Source organism: Yoonia sp., assembly GCF_017854415.1.
GTDB lineage: Bacteria > Pseudomonadota > Alphaproteobacteria > Rhodobacterales > Rhodobacteraceae > Yoonia.
In genome coordinates, this window is the sequence record NZ_JAFMHR010000066.1 from 1 (window position 1) to 16702 (window position 16702).

Here is a 16702-nt window from a genome sequence, read left to right on the forward strand (position 1 = left end):
TCGTGAATCATGACGACAAACCAGCATCAAGGCAATTAATGGGTCCTGAGCCTAGGCTGACCGCAATTAAAGATGAGATAAACGCCACGAGCACCGAATTGCCCAGTGCTGCGGTCAGCCGGGTATCGCCCAGCACGTCGGCATACCAGCGCAAAGACGGTCCGTTGAAGGGCGGCACAGGCAACTGTCCATCCTGAAATGAAAACAAGACACGTGCGATACGAATTATCCGGCCTGACACAGGCGTAGCTGACAGCGATCAAAACAAACTCAGCCTTTGTGACTTACTTCACTCTCGCGATCTTCCTCGGGCACATTCAACGTAGACCATGTGTCGTCGCGCGGCGGTTTCGGCGGCGTTTCGCAAGCCGCGCGATGGATGTTCACCTTTGCAATAAAATTCGCCGAAATCGGTGCCGTCACAAACAAAAGCGCCATGATCAGCAGCTCGTGCGTCGACGGTTCACCCAAATCATACGAATGCACCATCGATGCAACCAGCAGCATACCGATCCCCACGGTGCCAACCTTTGTCGGGGCATGCAAACGTGTCATAGGGTCGTTGAATTTCAAAAGTCCAATGACACCGACCAGCACAAAGAACGACCCGATCAACAACGACAATGCGACGATATATGTTCCAATAATCACTGCGGTCATTCGATGATGTCCCCCCGCAAAATAAACCGCGCTAGAGCGACTGTAGAAACAAAGCCCAGCATCGCGATCAGCAGTGCCACTTCGAAGTAAATCTGCACGCCTTGCTGAATACCCAGCACAATAACGAGGCCCAGCGAATTGATCACCATCGTGTCTAGTGCAAGTATCCTGTCGCCAGACGTCGGCCCCAGAACCAAACGGACCATTGAAAAAACCTGTGCCAGTGCCAACGTCACAAAGGTAATGGCAAGGGCGATCTCCATCAATTGCGTCGCAAAGATCATGAAAAAATCTCCTTTAGGCGGCGTTGATACCGGTTGGTAATATCGTCGCGCACGGCGTCCGGATCAGTCGTGTGCAGCACATGGACTAGCAAGCTATGCCCTTGGTCCGACAGATCAGCTGACACCGTTCCTGGGGTCAGTGTGATTGTCCCTGCAAGCACAGTGATCGCCTCGGGTTCGCGCAACTCGAGTGGTATGATGATCCACGCGGGTTTTAGCTGCGCATTGGGGACGGTCAAGACGATCCATGCGACTTCAATGTTGGCCACCACGATGTCCCACATCACTAATATGCTGTAAGAGATCATTTTCCCCAAGCGGAACCCGTTGGGCGTGTCCGGCCACCAGACCGACGTACCCCACGGGATGATAATCCCAAGAATAACGCCAAACACGGCCATTCCAGCGGACACATCATTTTGCAAAAGCATCCAGACAATCGCTAAGATGAGCGTCAAAACAGGGTGCGGCAATAGCCAGTTAAAAGCACGTCCCATATCAATGATCCTCCGCTGGTTTACTCAGCTTGCCCTGCGTTTCGAGGACGGTCGTGATGTATGGCTCTGGTGCGAACAGCTGGGCCGCAATCACGGTTGTATATCCATGCACCTGGCCCGCGAAAATCGTATGCGCCGCCAGTAGTGAAATCAGTCCGCCAACTGCGACATAAGACATTGTTGATGGTGGCATCCGCACAGGGGCATCTTCTGGTGGTGCAACGCTTTGCGCCTTCCAGAACAAGATGCTGCCAGCCCGTGCAAACCCCAAGATACTGATAAGACTGGATCCCAGCACAATGACCCAAATCCACACCATAAGGTCCGTCCCGTAAGCCGCATCAAGCACCAAGAGTTTCCCCAAAAAGCCCGACAATGGCGGCAAGCCGGCCATTGCAATCGCACCAACGAAAAACAGGCCTGCAGTCAGTGCCGCACCCGCGACGGGCGCCTGCGGTGTCAGGTTCAGGTTGCCCCGCCCAATGCGCACCAGATCAGAAATCAAGAACAGAGCCGCCCCTGCCAGAGTCGAATGCACGATATAGTAAAGCGCTGCAGCGATCCCTGCTGGACTGAACAGCGAGATTGAAATCATCACCATTCCCATTGATCCAATCACCGAAAACGCCGCCAAACGATCAAGCCGCTTCGCCGCCAATACACCGATCATTCCAATAGCCAACGAGATCAGGGCAGCGGGCAGTAACCACTGTACGTGCAGACCAGCGGTCGCCTCAAGCTCGGGTGGAAAGATCATCGTGTAGACACGAATGATCGCATAAGCGCCCACCTTGGTCATGATCGCAAACAACGCGGCAACAGGTGCAGGGGCCTCGGCATAGCTCGAAGGCAGCCAGAAGTGCAGCGGCACAACCGCGGCTTTGATGGCAAAAACCAGCAGCAACAGGACAGCAGCCACCCGAATACCAACGGTGCCTTCTGGGCCAATCAATGCAACACGGTTCGCCAGATCAGCCATATTCAACGTGCCCGTCTCGGCGTAGATAGCGCCCAGCGCAAACAAAAACAGCGTTGATCCGATCAGATTGAACAGCACATATTGCACGCCCGCGCGCAGCCGCGCATCGCCGCCAGCGTGGATCATGAGACCGTAAGATGCGATCAACAGGACTTCAAAAAAGACGAACAGGTTGAACAAGTCACCCGTCAGGAACGCGCCCATTATCCCCATAAGCTGGAACTGGAATAGCGCATGAAAATGCCGCCCCCGATCATCCCAGCCAGAAGCGATCGCATAGACCAGCACAAACAGTGCCAACACCGCCGTAAGCAGTACCATCATCGTTGACAGTCTATCGCCGACCAAAACGATACCGAACGGTGCCGCCCAATCGCCCAAGAGATACAGCATGACAGTGCCGTCAGCGGTCCCCCATGCCAGCCCGGCGGCAATGGCGATCAGCGTCACAACGCCAGCGATAGAAAACACCCGCTGGATGCCAATATGATAGCGCGCAGCAAGCACAATAAACGGCGCAAGCATTGCGGGCAAAACGACAGGTGCAATCAGCCAATGGGTCATGATGTGCCCCCCGCCTGATCATCTGCGATCTCGGGTTGGTCATCTACATGGTCATCATTAGACCCAAGGAATGCACCAAGGCCGATCATCACCACGACGGCGGTCATGCCAAACGAAATAACAATTGCCGTCAGCACCAATGCTTGTGGCAGCGGATCAGTATAAACAGTCACGCCATCACGCAGCACCGGCGGTGCGCCAATAACAACCTGGCCGGATGTAAACAGAAAGACATTCACAGCGTATGTTAGCAGCGAAATCCCCAAGATCACGGGGAACGTCCGCAACCGCAGCACAAGGTAAATACCAGCGGCGGTCATAACGCCAATCGCAGAGGCAAGGAGAAACTCCATGTTACACGCCCTCTCTTACAGCCGCGACAGGCGAAAGCGCATCACGGGACGGGTCGATATCCATTGGATGTTCGCTGTCAATCGTGTGGGCACGCCGCGCCAGACGCGAAAAGCTTTCAAGCGACAGCATCACAGCGCCGACAACGGACAAGAACACGCCGACATCAAACAAAGCGGCAGTCGCGAGTTCAAATTTCTCGAAGGGCGGGATGCGGACATAGACAAAATCAGACGTCAGGAATGGTTTGTTCACGAACCAAGACCCGATCCCCGTAAATCCAGCAGTCAAGACGCCCGCCCCGATGACCCCATGATAGGGGTATCTTAGCCGCGCGTTGGTCCAAGCAAAACCACTTGCCATGTATTGCATCACCACACCGATCGACACGATCAAACCTGCGATAAATCCGCCGCCGGGTTCGTTGTGGCCGCTCAGGAAGATGTAAAAACCCACCATCATCACGACAGGCATCATCACGCGGGTCAACACAACCATCATCATCGGATGCTTGTCCCCTGCCCTTGGTTGATCAGGTTTGCGGTGCAGCAAACGGGCGCGGACTGGCCCGTTCAACAGCGTCTCAGTGAGGGCATAGATTAACAATGCGGCAATGCTCAGCACGATAATTTCGCCAAAGGTATCAAAGCCACGAAAGTCGACCAAGATGACGTTCACCACGTTCGTGCCTCCGCCGCCTTTGTATGAATTTGCAAGGTGGAATTCCGAAATCGGCGTACCGATCGCATCACGCATCAGATAATAGTAGGCCAATGCAAAGCTTGCCAGACCGCCTGCAATGGCGACGCCGCTGTCGCGCATCCGGCGCAATAGTGAGCTTTCGACCGGTGTCCGGTTGGGTAGAAAGTTTAGTGCAAGCAGCATCAAGATGATCGTGACAACTTCGACGGTGAACTGCGTCATGGCCAAGTCTGGCGCACTCAAAAACACAAAACCAATCGACACCATCAAACCGACGATCCCGATCAGGATCAGCGACAAGAAACGATTGCGATGCAAAAGCACCATCCCGACAACCGCCGCAACCAGCATCAGCCAGCCGGCGATCAAAACCGGGCCCGCTGTTTGCATCGTGCGCGTCGGTGCACTGAGCGTGCCAGTGGACCAAGCGTAAAACCCTGCAACAACAATCGTGATCGTGCCAACAGCCGCGTATCGAGAGAACGCGCCATTGTGCAATGGCAGGATCAGCTTTTGCGCCAACACTGCCGCCGCCTCGACGATCCCGTCGAAAATCGCTTTGGCTTCGGGCCGTGGGGCCTCGTCCCAGATACGCAATGCAGGATTGAAAATACGCAACATGAGCAAACCGCCAACGACAGCCACGATAGACATAAACAAGGCTGGCACCAGTCCGTGCCATATCTTGAAATGCGCCGAGGGGACGTCTGCCGCGTCACCCAGCACCGATGCGGTAACAAGTTTCACGAAGGGTTCGGCAAGGAACGGCGCGACGCCGATAACCACCACTGGCACGATTAAAAGCGCGGGTGGCAACCATAGACCAACTGGCGGATCATGTGGCTTTGCTGGATAGTCATCGCGCACGGGACCAAAGAACACATGCCCGATCAAACGAAAGCAGTATGCCGCAGAGAACAGTGAACCCACCGTCGCCAGAACTGGGACTAACCAGGGCGAACCGAACAATGCTGTGTGGTTCGCCTCTTCGAGCATCATTTCCTTGGACAAAAAGCCGTTTAGCAGCGGAATACCTGCCATCGACATCGCCGCGAGCGACACAATCACGAATGTCAAAGGCATCAATGTGCGCAGACCACCTAGCCTGCGAATGTCGCGTGTATGTGCCTCGTGGTCGATAATTCCGGCTGACATAAACAGTGCAGCTTTGAACGTCGCGTGGTTCAGGATGTGGAACATTGCTGCCATGGCGCCAAAGGCGGTGCCAGTGCCCAAAAGCATCGTTATCAGGCCCAAATGGCTGACCGTCGAAAACGCGAGCAATGCCTTTAAGTCGTGTTTGAACAGTGCGATCACCGCACCCAGCACCATTGTAATCAATCCGGCAGTTGTCACGATCATGAACCATTCCGGCGTGCCAGACAGAACAGGCCACATCCGCGCCATCAAGAAGATGCCGGCCTTAACCATCGTCGCCGAATGCAGATAGGCTGACACGGGCGTCGGCGCCGCCATTGCGTGCGGCAACCAGAAATGGAATGGAAACTGTGCGGATTTCGTGAAGCAGCCCAGCAAGATGAGGATCAAAGCAGGGACATACAAAGGATCAGCTTGAATCAATTCACGGTTCTGCAAGATCACACTTAGGTCATAGCTACCCACGATCTGGCCAAGGATCAGCATGCCGCCAATCATCGCAAGCCCGCCCATGCCCGTGACCGTCAACGCCATACGCGCGCCTTGGCGTCCTTCTGGCAGATGTTTCCAGTATCCAATCAAAAGGAATGACGACAGCGATGTCAGTTCCCAGAAAATCAACAAAAGCAGGATGTTATCGCTTAAGACGATACCAACCATCGCGCCTTGGAAAAGCAGCAAGTACGTAAAGAACTCGCCCATATTATCATCGCGGCTAAGGTACTGTCGCGCATACGCGATGATCAAAAGGCCAATGCCCAAGATCAGCAAAGCAAAGAAAAAGCCCAAACTGTCTAGCATCAACGTGAAATTCAGCCCCAACGCAGGCATCCAATCCACCCGCGCCATGACGACTTCGCCAGCAAGAATAGTCGGTAAATTGGTAAGCAGGCCCACAAAAGCGGCCAAGCTGACTGTAAACGTGACGCCCACACAGGCGGATCGTCCAGCAGTGTTCATAAGACGAGGCAGCAGTGCACCAAAGAACGGCAAAGCGACAATAAAGAAGAGGGACACGAGAACTCCTGATCCAATTACTATTTAAGCTTGCGCAGAACCGCGTCAAACTTGCAAAGGCACACCCCTCGTCGAAACAATGAGTTGGATAACTCAGCGCCAGATAAGCCAATGACTTTCAGCGAGTTGATACGAATTACAGCGAACCTTCAATAGGCTACCACGGTTGGTCCCGCAGGTATCAAACTCGAAAGCCCTTTATCGCTACGAAAACTACCACTACAGCCTTTGTAAAATAGCATCTAGCGCCGCCTTGGTCGCACCTGGGCCGTCTTGCAGCACCGCCTTGGCGGCGCGCACCATTCGGGATTGCGTGGTCGCATCAATCGCGCTTACAGCATGCGCCAATGTGCCGCCATCCAACACGAGCTTTGCCGCGTCAACAGCACCAAGTGCTTCGTAAATCTGGGCAAAGTTCTCTATGTGCGGACCATGGATGATCGCGGTGTTCAACTGCGCGGCCTCATAGGGATTATGCCCACCAACGTCCGCAAGCGATCCGCCAATGAATGCAATCGGCGCAATCCGGTACCACAACCCGAGTTCGCCCATCGTATCCGCTAAATAGATTTGCGTATCCGACGTGATCGCGTCGCCCGCGCTGCGGCGTGCCGTCACAAATCCAGCCTCTGCGCAAAGCGTCGCGATTTGAGGTGCACGTTCCGTATGGCGCGGCACCAAAATCAAAAGCCCGCCGATGTCGCGGTGCGCAGCTAGGACAATCTCTTCTTCGCCCGCATGGGTAGAAGCGGCACACCAGACAGGCCTTTCACCCAGTACTTTACGCAAGTCTGCAAGCGCTGTGGCATCGCAATCCAACGGTGGCCGATCTTGCTTTAGCGACCCCGTCAGTGCGACGCCCTTACCTGTCACACCCACAGCCGTCAGCGCGTCCATCGTTGTTTGTTCTTGGACTTGGATCAGGTCAAATTGGGACAAGATTGCATTGGCCGTTTTGTCAAACCGCGCCCAGCGCTGTGCGGTGCGCGCCGAAACCCGCGCATTCAATAACAACTTGGGAATTGCGCGCCGCCCGACTTCAGCCAACATGCGCGGCCACAGTTCGCTTTCGATCCAGATTGCAACATCAGGGCGCCAGCGATCCAAGAACGCGCGCGATGCGCCGACCGTGTCATACGGGGCCATTTGATGGATGACGCGGTCAGGTAGTCCAGTGCTCATTAATGCGGCAGAAGTGCGCGTTGTCGAAGTGATCAAAACATGCACGTCCGACCGCGCCGCCAGCAGCGCATCAACCAAAGGCAGAATTGACTGGGTTTCACCAACGCTGGCGGCATGAAACCATACAACTGGGCCATCGGGCCGCGTTTGCGCTGACTGGCCCCACCGTTCACCGATCCGCTTTTCATCCTCTTTGCCGCTGCGCAACGCGCGACGCTGCCACATAGCAAACAGCGGGCCGGTCACATAACTTGCAGCCATGTATAAAGAATGAAGCGTAGAAATTGGCTGGTCCCCAAAGCAGTGAAAAGTGGCAAACGCCTATGCGTTCAGACCAAAGCGGTCAACACCCTACACCGCAACAAAAAAACGCGCCACGGTTTCCCGAAGCGCGTTCTATTCCAGCCTCAAGAAGGCTTATTTCATCGTAATACGACCATCAGTATATGGCTGATAAGGCGCGTTCGCTGCGATGTATTCCGCAGTGACATCGGCCAAGTCTGGGCCAAAGTCATAGGCATTCATTGCCGTTTTGAACATGTCATAGCCGTCGCCGCCATTTCGAACGAAATTGTTGGAAACAACGCCGTAAGTCGCCGCCAGATCAATTGGCATACCATCAACCATCACGTCACTGATACGCGCGCCCGGCTCTGCAGCCAGATCAACCACAAAGGTCATTCCGGACACTTGCGGGAACCGACCCGAGCCATCTTCGTGCTGGCTCACACCATTTTCCAAGGCAGCGACCATTGTCTCGCCGGTCACTTGGTATGTGGACAGCGTGTTCTGGAACGGCAGCACTGTCAGGACTTCGCCCATCGTAACTTCGCCGGCATCAATAGATGCACGGATACCGCCGGAGTTCTGGAACGCGATCTGGATGCCTTGATCGCGCACACGCGCAAGCATCGCATCCGCAATCAGGTTGCCCATAGAGCACTCCATCGCGCGACAGACTGAACGGTCACCCTCGATCATCGCAGCCGCTTCCGCGACAACTTGATTGCGGATTTCATCCAGCGGTAAAGCCAGCTCGGCCACACGCGCCACTGTCTCTGGATCTTCGACAACATTGCCGTCGATCAGAATTGGTGCGCCGGATGCTTCGATCAGGTTGCCGTCATCGTCGAACGTGACGTTCAGTTCGCCCAAGAATTTGCCGTAGGCATATGCTTGCACGATTGCGGTATCGCCGACCATTGTCGGGTAAGGACCCACTGCCCGTTCATCATCGCCCAAAAGCGTATTCGAGTGACCGCCAACGATAACGTCAACGCCCGTAGTATTTGCTGCAACAATTTGGTCGACGTTATAGCCCGAATGGGAAAGCACGATGATTTTGTTCACGCCCATTTCGGTCAACTTGTCGACTTCTGTTTGCACAGCCGCACTTGGATCAGAAAAAATCACGTTCGGACCCGGACTTGCCAGCTCGTGCGTATCTTCCGGAGTAAGACCAATCATGCCGATCTTTTCGCCGCCGCGTTCAATCACGGTGGACTTCATCAGCGTATCAGCCAGCAGCGGTTCGCCCGAGACATCAGCGTTTGACATCAGTACGGGGAAATTCACCGAATCCATAAAGCCCTTGAGGACCTCTGGACCATCGTCAAATTCGTGGTTGCCAACGGTCATCCCGTCATAGCCCAGCTTGTTCATAAACTCGGCGGCAGCAGCACCTTTGTAGTAGGTGTAGAACAGCGTGCCTTGGAATTGGTCGCCGCCATCCACAAGGATGGAATTGTTCGAACGCGCGCGCGCTTCGGCCACAGAAGTGACCAAACGGGCTGTCCCGCCGAAACATTCGCCAGCCGCGTTATCTTCCGCGGAACAGCCGCTGTCAAAGCGGCTGATCGGCTCGAACCGCGCGTGGAAATCGTTGGTGTGTAGGATGGTCAGCGAATAGTCCGCTGCCGCAGCACCAGCTGACAGGGCTAGTGCACAGGTTGTCGTCATTATACGTGAAATCATTGGATCAAGTCCCCCAAAGGTTGGAATATCGATAGCTTGGCGAGGGCGTATCGCAGAGTCAAACGTTATCCCCGTTGCCGCATGGTCACCTGACATTGTAACAGGCGCTTGACGATTTTTGCAGCAACGGCCATGACGCTTGCATGTTGATTTACAAAATTTTCCGCGCCGACGAATGGGCAACATTGCAAGCTGACGGCGACACCGTCGGCGCGCCAATTGATGTGACCGACGGGTATATCCACTTTTCCACAGCCGAAACCGTGGTTGAGACAACGACCAAGTATTTCGCAGGCATCGAAGGTCTGGTACTGCTTGCGATTGAAGCCGACGGCCTAGAACCTCTCAAATGGGAACCCGCCCGCGAAGGCGTGTTGTTCCCGCATCTTTACCGCAAATTGCGTATGGATGATGTTGTCTGGGCCAAGCCATTGCCACTCGTTGGCGACAGCCACCAGTTCCCAGATCTGACATGAGAGCGCTTGAAACCATCGGCCTCAAAGCTCTGCGCCAAATTGATCCAGAAACAGCACATGGATTGGCCCTCAAGGCGCTGAACATGGGATTGGGTCCACGTGGTGGGCCTGTAACCTCTCCCCGCCTCAAGACGACGGTCGCAGGCCTGAACCTACCTAACCCGATCGGCCTTGCGGCTGGTTTTGATAAGAACGCGACCGCGCTACATGCATTGGCCAAAACCGGATTTGGCTTTCTTGAAGTCGGTGCCGCCACCCCTCGCGCGCAAGAGGGAAACCCCAAACCGCGCCTCTATCGTCTGACCAAAGACCAAGCCGCGATTAACCGTTTTGGGTTCAACAACGAGGGTATGGAAGCAATCGTTTCCCGCCTTGCAAATCGCCCCAAAGACGCTGTGATCGGCTTGAACCTTGGCGCCAACAAAGACAGCGCCGACAAATCCAGCGACTTTGCCAAGGTGCTGACACGCTGCGCCGCGACGGTTGATTTTGCGACCGTGAATGTATCCTCGCCAAACACCGAAAAGCTACGCGATTTGCAGGGCAAAGCAGCCCTTGCCGCACTGCTTGCAAATGTGATGGAGGCGCGTGCTGCCCTGCCTGTGCCAATCCCCGTCTTCCTGAAAATCGCCCCTGATTTGACACCGGATGAAATCGCAGAAGTTGCCGAAGTCGCCAATGCATCCGGCATCGACGCAATCATCGCAACCAACACGACACTGGACCGCAACGGACTGCACGGCCCGCACACAAGCGAAATGGGCGGGTTATCGGGGCAGCCACTTTTTGAGAAATCAACGCGCGTGTTGGCCCAACTCGCCGGCTTGACGACTCTGCCTATCATCGGGGTCGGTGGCGTCGGATCAGCCGACCAAGCCTATCAAAAAATCCGTGCTGGTGCCTCTGCGGTGCAACTTTACACTGCACTCGTCTATGGTGGCATCTCGCTAGCAGGCGACATCGCAACAGGCCTCGACGCCTTGCTCGCACGTGACGGTTTCGCAAATGTAGCGGATGCCGTGGGTTCAGGCCGCAGCGACTGGACCTGAGGCGCGTTCATCCGCTTCGGCCTCAAGCGCTGGGTATTTCCAGCCCAATGTCACACCGCGTACGACAAAGTTCAGCAACAAACCGATCCACAGTCCGTCGTTGCCAAACAGCGCCATCAGCGGGATCACCGTCGCGAAATAGATAACCGCAGAAATCAGCATCATATTGCGCATGTCTTTGGTCCGTGTAGCCCCGATAAATATACCGTCCAGCATCCACGCAGCCACCCCGACGATTGGGGCCGCAACCATGTAGGGCAAATAGACCCGCGCCATTTCGCGCACTTCAGGTGCGGTTGTCATTACATCGATAATCGCGCCGCCAAACAGCGCAAAACACAGCGCCAGCCCGATACAGACAATACCGCCCCACAGGCTGCTGAGGATCGCACTACGCCGCAACGCGCTCCGCGCTTTCGCGCCCAGTGCTTTGCCCACCAGCGCCTCTGCAGAAAAGGCAAAACCGTCCAAAGCGTAGGCAGTAACTTGCAAGAACTGCATCAGGATCTGGTTCGCGGCCAACGGCACATCGCCAAAACCTGCGCCAAAGAACAGAAAGCTGACAAAGATTGCTTGCAACAAGACCGACCGGATTAAAATATCCGAATTTACGCCTGCCATATGCTTAAGGCGGACAACATCAAACACCCGCGCCACTGACCGCCAAGCCGTGCCCGCAAAGGCCGCGCGGCAAAACCAAAGGCCCAGCACCAAGCCGCCCCATTCGGCGATAAATGTGGCCCAAGCCACCCCTTCAATACCCCAACCCAGCTCAAGACCCATATAATAACTGAGCAATATGTTGGCGCCATTCATGCCCACTTGGATCACCAGCACCGCGCGTGTGCGTTCTTGAGCGATCAACCAACCCGTGATGCCGTAGAGTGCGATGGTTGCTGGTGCCGACCAAATTCGGATGACCATGTAACCACGCGCGAGGCTTTCGACCTCTGCACTGGCGGGGGAAATCCAGAACGCGCCGCGAATGATGAACATTTGCAGAGCGATCATTACAACGCCCGCAGTAATCCCGATCAACAAAGCCCGCGACAGCAGCGCGTCAACTTCATCGCCGTCCCCTGCCCCGCTGGCCTGCGATGTTAGACCCGTAGTGCCCATCCGCAAGAAGCCGAAAATCCAATAGACTGACGATAGAATAATCGCACCAATACCCACAGCACCAATCGGTGCAGCTTCGCCCAATTGCCCGACTACAGCAGTGTCCACGACCCCAAGGATCGGCACTGTCGCATTCGACAGCACAATCGGCAGAGCAATCGCCAGAACGCGCCTATGGGTCAGCGTCAGGGTTTCAGCCATCGCGTTCAGGCATCAAAAAATGCCCTGTACCTTGGGCAAACAAACGTGTGCGATTATCCTGCCAAGCTTCGACATGCACCGACGCAAAGCGCCTACCAGAACGATTGACCCGTGCACGCGCATAGGCATCGCGTGGCAGACCCGAACGTAGGTAGTCCACAGTAAAATCCACCGTCTTGGGCAGTTTAATCCGCGGGGCATCGTCAGTGACCTTACCGGCCTCCATATCCTCCCAAATCATCGCCCAGCTAAGTTCCATAATCGCGGTCACCTCAAGAAAGGCAGCGGTGACACCGCCATGGATCGCAGGCAACATCGGGTTTCCGATCAACTTGTCTGCAAAAGGCAGGATTGCTGTCAGCTCGTCCCCGCGCCGGTCAATTTCGATACCAAGAAATTGGATATATGGCACACCAGACACCAGCTTTTGCAAAGCTGCATCACGACGTTGCTTGACGACCTGAACAGGCTCTGGCCGACGGATCATGATTTGGCCCTCTCGATTGTAAAGGCACCGGTTGCAGTGGCCACAGGTCGGTCAGGGTCACCGTCAACCGCCGTGGCCCGCACGAATGCGACCGAACGGGTGACATGATAACACTCTGCCGTAGCCGTGATCCGGTCACCAGGTGAGGCCGGACGCATGTAGTCGATGCGCAAATCCAATGTTGCAGTGGCGATTGGTGCAGAAGGGTGCGCCATCACGGCCGCCCCCGCACATGTATCCATCAATGCCGACACAGCCCCGCCATGAATAACACCCGTATCAGGATCACCCACAAGACGGGCATCATAATCCATGCCGATCACGGCTGTTCCATCACCGATCTGGGTCAATTGCATCCCCAGTTCTTGGGCATGCGGGATCGCTTCGATAAATTGGCGCGCGATTTTCTCGCGGCGATGCTTTTGCGGGTCTGACATGACTGCTCCGAGATTGTTCGTCTTTGGGTAACGCGGTTTGCAGGACTTTGCCACCTTATCGCACAGCTGCTTTTCAGGCGTTGCCGAGCACAGTACTTGCCGCTACGGTAAGAAAAGGGAGACATAGATGTCAGAAACACGGCTGTCATTTAAAGAGATGTGCGCGAAATTTGACGTGACACCTCGCACGTTGCGTTATTACGAATATATCGAACTTCTGACACCCGAAAAGGAAGGGCGGTCGCGGTTTTATAGCAGCAAAGAGCTTGCGCGTATGACGTTAATCTTGCGCGGACGGCGGTTTGGTTTTTCGCTGGAAGACATCCGGCAGTGGCTTCTGATTTATGAAAATGAAGGCACCGACGCGCAAATGTGCGAATGGGTGGCACTTGCCGATCGACAAATGGCAGAACTGACAGTGCAAAAGCATCAACTCGAAGAAACGATGGCAGAGCTACAGCAATTGCGCGACGAGACCGCAAAGACCCTCGGCTAGAGGCAAAGCAGTCGACGCGTGCCGTTGGTAGTTTGCCAAGTGGCGCAGTATCGGATGATGCGCGGCTGACACTGTGCGATAGAATCAGTACAAAAATGTCCCAAAACCCGTGTCACAGCGCTTTGAGCTGACGCGCGTGCTATTCTTTGCCGGTTTTTTAGTTGCGCAAAACATCGGGTTTCTTTTCCTTACCTTTCGTCAACCTCCGCATGACGCCACGTTACGTTTACGTTAACGTCAACCTTCTTGTAAAGCAGTCTCATGAACTGCAAGTGCGTCGTAACGAAACACACGCAGTAAGGAATGAGAAGATGACGACTGAAACACTGAACATTCGCGATATGTGTGAGGCATTTGACGTGACCCCGCGCACCCTTCGCTTTTATGAGGCCAAAGAACTGCTGTTCCCGATCCGTGAAGGCCAAAAGCGGCTTTTCACCAAGCGTGATCGCGCGCGGCTCAAGCTGATCTTGCGCGGTAAGCGTTTTGGATTCTCTTTGGAAGAAATTCGCCAGTTGCTTGACCTTTATCACATGGGTGACGGGCAAGAAGCGCAATTGTCCAAGACATACGTGCTTGCCGAACGCCACCTTGCCGACATGGAAGCCCAAAAAGCCGAGTTGGAAGAAGCAATTAGCGAATTGAAAGAACAAATGGCCTGGGGCGCAGCGAAGCTCGCGAAACTGGCCAACCGCAAATCTGCTGCGGCCTAACCGCCGCCGTATCCAGACAACCACCTGACGGAGTTACACCCTATGCCGATTTACAACGCACCCACCAAAGACATCCAGTTTGTTCTGCATGATCTGCTGAAAGTCAGCGAACAGGACATCCCGGGTTTCGAAGATCTCGACCGTGACTTCACCAATGCGGTTGTCGAAGAAGCCGGCAAAGTCGCAACCGAAGTGTTGCACCCGCTGAACGTGGTCGGCGACAAAGAAGGCTGCGTCATGGAAAACGGCGTTGTGCGGACGCCTACAGGTTTCAAAGATGCCTTCAAGCAGATGCAAGACGGTGGCTGGACGGCAATGGATTGCGATCCGGAATATGGCGGTCAAGGCCTGCCCTATGTGATGCACACCGCAGCACAGGAACCGTTTGTTTCTGCCAACATGGCGTTCAACATGTATCAAGGCCTGACGCATGGCGCTTACTCGGCGATCCACGCGCACGGGACGGACGCGCAAAAACAGACATACTTGCCCAAAATGGTTACATGCGAATGGACCGGCACGATGAACTTGACAGAACCACATTGCGGTACCGATCTGGGCCTGATGCGCACCAAAGCTGTGCCGAATGGCGATGGTGGTTACAAAATCTCGGGCCAGAAAATCTTTATCTCGGCTGGCGAACACGACATGGCCGACAACATCATCCACCTTGTCTTGGGCAAGATCCAAGGCGGCCCTGAGGGGATTAAAGGTGTGTCCTTGTTCATCGTGCCGAAGTTTCTTGTGAACGAAGATGGCTCGCTTGGCGCACGCAACGGCGTGACCGTCGGCAAGATCGAAGACAAAATGGGCATTCACGGCAACTCCACTTGCGTGATGAACTATGACGAAGCCACTGGTTATCTGCTGGGCGAAGAGCACAAAGGCATGCGTGCAATGTTCACTATGATGAACGAAGCGCGTCTGGGTGTGGGCCTGCAAGGCTATGCGCAAGCCGAAAGCGCCTATCAAAACGCCGTTGCATATGCCAACGACCGCCTGCAAGGTCGTGCGGTAACTGGCGCTGAAAACCCGGATGGCCCTGCCGATCCGCTGATCGTGCATCCAGATATCCGCCGCAACCTGATGGATCAAAAGTCATTCGTCGAAGGCGCGCGCGCATTCACATTCTGGGGTGCCTACCTGATCGATCGCGCCCATAAGAACCAAGATGCCGACGCAGACGGCCTCATCTCTTTGATGACGCCGGTGATCAAAGGCTTCCTGACCGACAAGGGTTTTGAATACGCCACAGCCGCACAGCAGGTCTATGGCGGCCACGGCTATATCGAAGAATGGGGCATGTCCCAATACGCCCGCGATGCCCGTATCGCGATGATCTACGAAGGTGCCAACGGCGTGCAGGCGCTTGACCTTGTGGGGCGCAAACTAGCGCTCGACGGCGGCAAGCATGTGATGGCGTTCTTTGAGATGATCAAGACGTTCATCAAGGAAAACGAGGGCAAGGAAGCCTTGTCCAAGGATTTTCTGAACCCGCTCAAAGCAGCATCCAAAGACCTGCAAGCGGCTGGCATGTACTTCATGCAAAACGCAACCAAGCCAAACAACGCTTTGTCTGGTTCCTATGACTTCATGCACATGATGGGTCACGTCTGCCTTGGTCTGATGTGGGCACGTATGGCAAAAGCAGCGATGGAAGCGCTTGAAGGCGGTGCATCCGACACCGCATTCTACGAGACCAAGATCGCAACCGGCCGTTACTACATGGCGCGTCAACTGCCCGCGACTGCAATGCACCTTAGCCGCATTAATACAGGCGGTGATACCGTCATGGCGCTGGATGCGGCAAACTTCTAAAACTGGCATCCATACCTTTTTTGGCCGCCGGAGCCTCCGGCGGGAGTATTTGAACCAAAGCGAGGCAAAGTAGAGGTCCCTGATCTGCGAAGAGTTCCCCAAGTTAAGGGGCGCAGCACCACAAATCAGGGCCTCGCTTTGTGCGGTCATCGGCTCTCCAGCCTGTACCGCGGTGTCATCTTCGCGGAACTTGGTTAAAAGCATATGAAGAACGCGGGATACCCTCGCTTTGTTCAAAATACTCAAATTCCGTCCTTTCAACGGGCGGATCGCTGGGAGGCGTAAAAAACATGGCCATGAAATTGCATTGCTTTGGTGAAAGTGGAAACGCATATAAGGCAGCCCTGACTCTGGTGCTTGCCGATGCAGAATGGGAACCGGTGTTTGTTGATTTCTTTAACGGCGCCACCCGTACACCTGAATTTCGCGCGCTCAATGTCATGGGCGAAGTGCCCGTGCTTGAAGACGGCGATATGATCCTGACACAATCAGGCGTGATACAAGACTACGTCAGTTCCAAAACCGGCAAACTGGGCGG

18 protein-coding genes are annotated in these 16702 nt (G+C 54.9%); 7 read left to right on the top strand and 11 right to left on the bottom strand.

Annotated features, from left to right (window positions below):
* Positions 1 to 197 (top strand): hypothetical protein (locus QZ197_RS09010; RefSeq protein WP_296431574.1); only part of this gene is annotated, 197 nt, incomplete at its 5' end.
* 73 nt (positions 198 to 270) lie between these two features.
* Here the strand turns inward: QZ197_RS09010 and mnhG are convergent.
* The 8 genes from mnhG to QZ197_RS09050 form a co-directional block, all read right to left on the bottom strand.
* On the bottom strand, positions 271 to 660 hold the full coding sequence (gene mnhG, locus QZ197_RS09015) for a monovalent cation/H(+) antiporter subunit G (protein WP_296431575.1): 390 nt from the start codon (positions 658 to 660) through the stop codon (positions 271 to 273).
* Positions 657 to 944, bottom strand: a complete 288-nt coding sequence (locus QZ197_RS09020) for a K+/H+ antiporter subunit F (protein WP_296431576.1) — start codon at positions 942 to 944, stop codon at positions 657 to 659. The genes mnhG and QZ197_RS09020 overlap by 4 nt, the downstream gene beginning before the upstream one ends.
* Positions 941 to 1441 (bottom strand): Na+/H+ antiporter subunit E, encoded by a 501-nt coding sequence (locus QZ197_RS09025; RefSeq protein ID WP_296431578.1) that lies wholly within the window; start codon positions 1439 to 1441, stop codon positions 941 to 943. Before QZ197_RS09025 ends, QZ197_RS09020 begins: the two co-directional genes overlap by 4 nt.
* 1 nt (position 1442) lies before the next feature.
* A complete protein-coding gene (locus QZ197_RS09030; RefSeq protein WP_296431579.1) occupies positions 1443 to 2984 on the bottom strand; it encodes a monovalent cation/H+ antiporter subunit D in 1542 nt (513 codons plus the stop codon).
* Positions 2981 to 3337 carry a Na+/H+ antiporter subunit C gene (locus QZ197_RS09035; protein ID WP_296431580.1) on the bottom strand — a complete coding sequence of 119 codons (357 nt, stop codon included), beginning with the start codon at positions 3335 to 3337 and terminating at the stop codon, positions 2981 to 2983. Before QZ197_RS09035 ends, QZ197_RS09030 begins: the two co-directional genes overlap by 4 nt.
* A gap of 1 nt (position 3338) precedes the next feature.
* Positions 3339 to 6212 (bottom strand): monovalent cation/H+ antiporter subunit A, encoded by a 2874-nt coding sequence (locus QZ197_RS09040; protein WP_296431581.1) that lies wholly within the window; start codon positions 6210 to 6212, stop codon positions 3339 to 3341.
* A gap of 219 nt (positions 6213 to 6431) precedes the next feature.
* Positions 6432 to 7619, bottom strand: a complete 1188-nt coding sequence (locus tag QZ197_RS09045; protein WP_296431582.1) for a 3-deoxy-D-manno-octulosonic acid transferase — start codon at positions 7617 to 7619, stop codon at positions 6432 to 6434.
* Between the two features lie 192 nt (positions 7620 to 7811).
* Complete coding sequence (locus QZ197_RS09050; protein WP_296431584.1) at positions 7812 to 9368, bottom strand: bifunctional metallophosphatase/5'-nucleotidase; 1557 nt, start codon at positions 9366 to 9368, stop codon at positions 7812 to 7814.
* A 143-nt stretch (positions 9369 to 9511) separates the two neighbouring features.
* Between QZ197_RS09050 and QZ197_RS09055 the strand changes: the two genes are divergently transcribed.
* Together QZ197_RS09055 and QZ197_RS09060 are read left to right on the top strand one after the other, a co-directional pair.
* Positions 9512 to 9844 carry a DUF952 domain-containing protein gene (locus tag QZ197_RS09055; protein WP_296431585.1) on the top strand — a complete coding sequence of 111 codons (333 nt, stop codon included), beginning with the start codon at positions 9512 to 9514 and terminating at the stop codon, positions 9842 to 9844.
* Positions 9841 to 10893, top strand: a complete 1053-nt coding sequence (locus tag QZ197_RS09060) for a quinone-dependent dihydroorotate dehydrogenase (protein WP_296431587.1) — start codon at positions 9841 to 9843, stop codon at positions 10891 to 10893. Before QZ197_RS09055 ends, QZ197_RS09060 begins: the two co-directional genes overlap by 4 nt.
* Here the strand turns inward: QZ197_RS09060 and QZ197_RS09065 are convergent.
* Genes QZ197_RS09065 through QZ197_RS09075 form a run of 3 tightly spaced genes read right to left on the bottom strand, consistent with a single transcriptional unit; the run spans position 10870 to position 13137 of the window.
* The gene (locus QZ197_RS09065) at positions 10870 to 12213 is read right to left on the bottom strand and encodes an MATE family efflux transporter (protein WP_296431588.1); all 1344 of its coding nucleotides are present in this window, start codon (positions 12211 to 12213) and stop codon (positions 10870 to 10872) included. The genes QZ197_RS09060 and QZ197_RS09065 overlap by 24 nt on opposite strands.
* The gene (locus QZ197_RS09070) at positions 12206 to 12700 is read right to left on the bottom strand and encodes a PaaI family thioesterase (RefSeq protein WP_296431589.1); all 495 of its coding nucleotides are present in this window, start codon (positions 12698 to 12700) and stop codon (positions 12206 to 12208) included. The genes QZ197_RS09065 and QZ197_RS09070 overlap by 8 nt, the downstream gene beginning before the upstream one ends.
* Positions 12697 to 13137, bottom strand: coding sequence for a PaaI family thioesterase (locus tag QZ197_RS09075; RefSeq protein ID WP_296431590.1), 441 nt, complete (start codon positions 13135 to 13137; stop codon positions 12697 to 12699). Before QZ197_RS09075 ends, QZ197_RS09070 begins: the two co-directional genes overlap by 4 nt.
* Before the next feature lie 127 nt (positions 13138 to 13264).
* On the opposite strand from QZ197_RS09075, the gene QZ197_RS09080 reads away from it, so the two are divergent.
* The 4 genes from QZ197_RS09080 to QZ197_RS09095 all read left to right on the top strand — a co-directional run.
* A complete protein-coding gene (locus QZ197_RS09080) occupies positions 13265 to 13633 on the top strand; it encodes a MerR family DNA-binding transcriptional regulator (RefSeq protein ID WP_296431591.1) in 369 nt (122 codons plus the stop codon).
* A 311-nt stretch (positions 13634 to 13944) separates the two neighbouring features.
* Positions 13945 to 14346, top strand: a complete 402-nt coding sequence (locus QZ197_RS09085; RefSeq protein ID WP_296431592.1) for a MerR family DNA-binding transcriptional regulator — start codon at positions 13945 to 13947, stop codon at positions 14344 to 14346.
* A gap of 42 nt (positions 14347 to 14388) precedes the next feature.
* Positions 14389 to 16164, top strand: coding sequence for an acyl-CoA dehydrogenase C-terminal domain-containing protein (locus QZ197_RS09090; RefSeq protein WP_296431594.1), 1776 nt, complete (start codon positions 14389 to 14391; stop codon positions 16162 to 16164).
* A 290-nt stretch (positions 16165 to 16454) separates the two neighbouring features.
* A partial coding sequence (locus QZ197_RS09095) for a glutathione S-transferase N-terminal domain-containing protein (protein ID WP_296431596.1) occupies positions 16455 to 16702 on the top strand: 248 nt, incomplete at its 3' end.

Bases quoted from the DNA above. Each gene is read 5' to 3' on its own strand.
- mnhG (WP_296431575.1), bottom strand. From the start codon at position 660: ATGACCGCAGTGATTATTGGAACATATATCGTCGCATTGTCGTTGTTG.
- QZ197_RS09020 (WP_296431576.1), bottom strand. From the start codon at position 944: ATGATCTTTGCGACGCAATTGATGGAGATCGCCCTTGCCATTACCTTT.
- QZ197_RS09025 (WP_296431578.1), bottom strand. From the start codon at position 1,441: ATGGGACGTGCTTTTAACTGGCTATTGCCGCACCCTGTTTTGACGCTC.
- QZ197_RS09030 (WP_296431579.1), bottom strand. From the start codon at position 2,984: ATGACCCATTGGCTGATTGCACCTGTCGTTTTGCCCGCAATGCTTGCG.
- QZ197_RS09035 (WP_296431580.1), bottom strand. From the start codon at position 3,337: ATGGAGTTTCTCCTTGCCTCTGCGATTGGCGTTATGACCGCCGCTGGT.
- QZ197_RS09045 (WP_296431582.1), bottom strand. From the start codon at position 7,619: ATGTGGCAGCGTCGCGCGTTGCGCAGCGGCAAAGAGGATGAAAAGCGG.
- QZ197_RS09050 (WP_296431584.1), bottom strand. From the start codon at position 9,368: ATGATTTCACGTATAATGACGACAACCTGTGCACTAGCCCTGTCAGCT.
- QZ197_RS09055 (WP_296431585.1), top strand. From the start codon at position 9,512: ATGTTGATTTACAAAATTTTCCGCGCCGACGAATGGGCAACATTGCAA.
- QZ197_RS09060 (WP_296431587.1), top strand. From the start codon at position 9,841: ATGAGAGCGCTTGAAACCATCGGCCTCAAAGCTCTGCGCCAAATTGAT.
- QZ197_RS09065 (WP_296431588.1), bottom strand. From the start codon at position 12,213: ATGGCTGAAACCCTGACGCTGACCCATAGGCGCGTTCTGGCGATTGCT.
- QZ197_RS09070 (WP_296431589.1), bottom strand. From the start codon at position 12,700: ATGATCCGTCGGCCAGAGCCTGTTCAGGTCGTCAAGCAACGTCGTGAT.
- QZ197_RS09075 (WP_296431590.1), bottom strand. From the start codon at position 13,137: ATGTCAGACCCGCAAAAGCATCGCCGCGAGAAAATCGCGCGCCAATTT.
- QZ197_RS09080 (WP_296431591.1), top strand. From the start codon at position 13,265: ATGTCAGAAACACGGCTGTCATTTAAAGAGATGTGCGCGAAATTTGAC.
- QZ197_RS09085 (WP_296431592.1), top strand. From the start codon at position 13,945: ATGACGACTGAAACACTGAACATTCGCGATATGTGTGAGGCATTTGAC.
- QZ197_RS09090 (WP_296431594.1), top strand. From the start codon at position 14,389: ATGCCGATTTACAACGCACCCACCAAAGACATCCAGTTTGTTCTGCAT.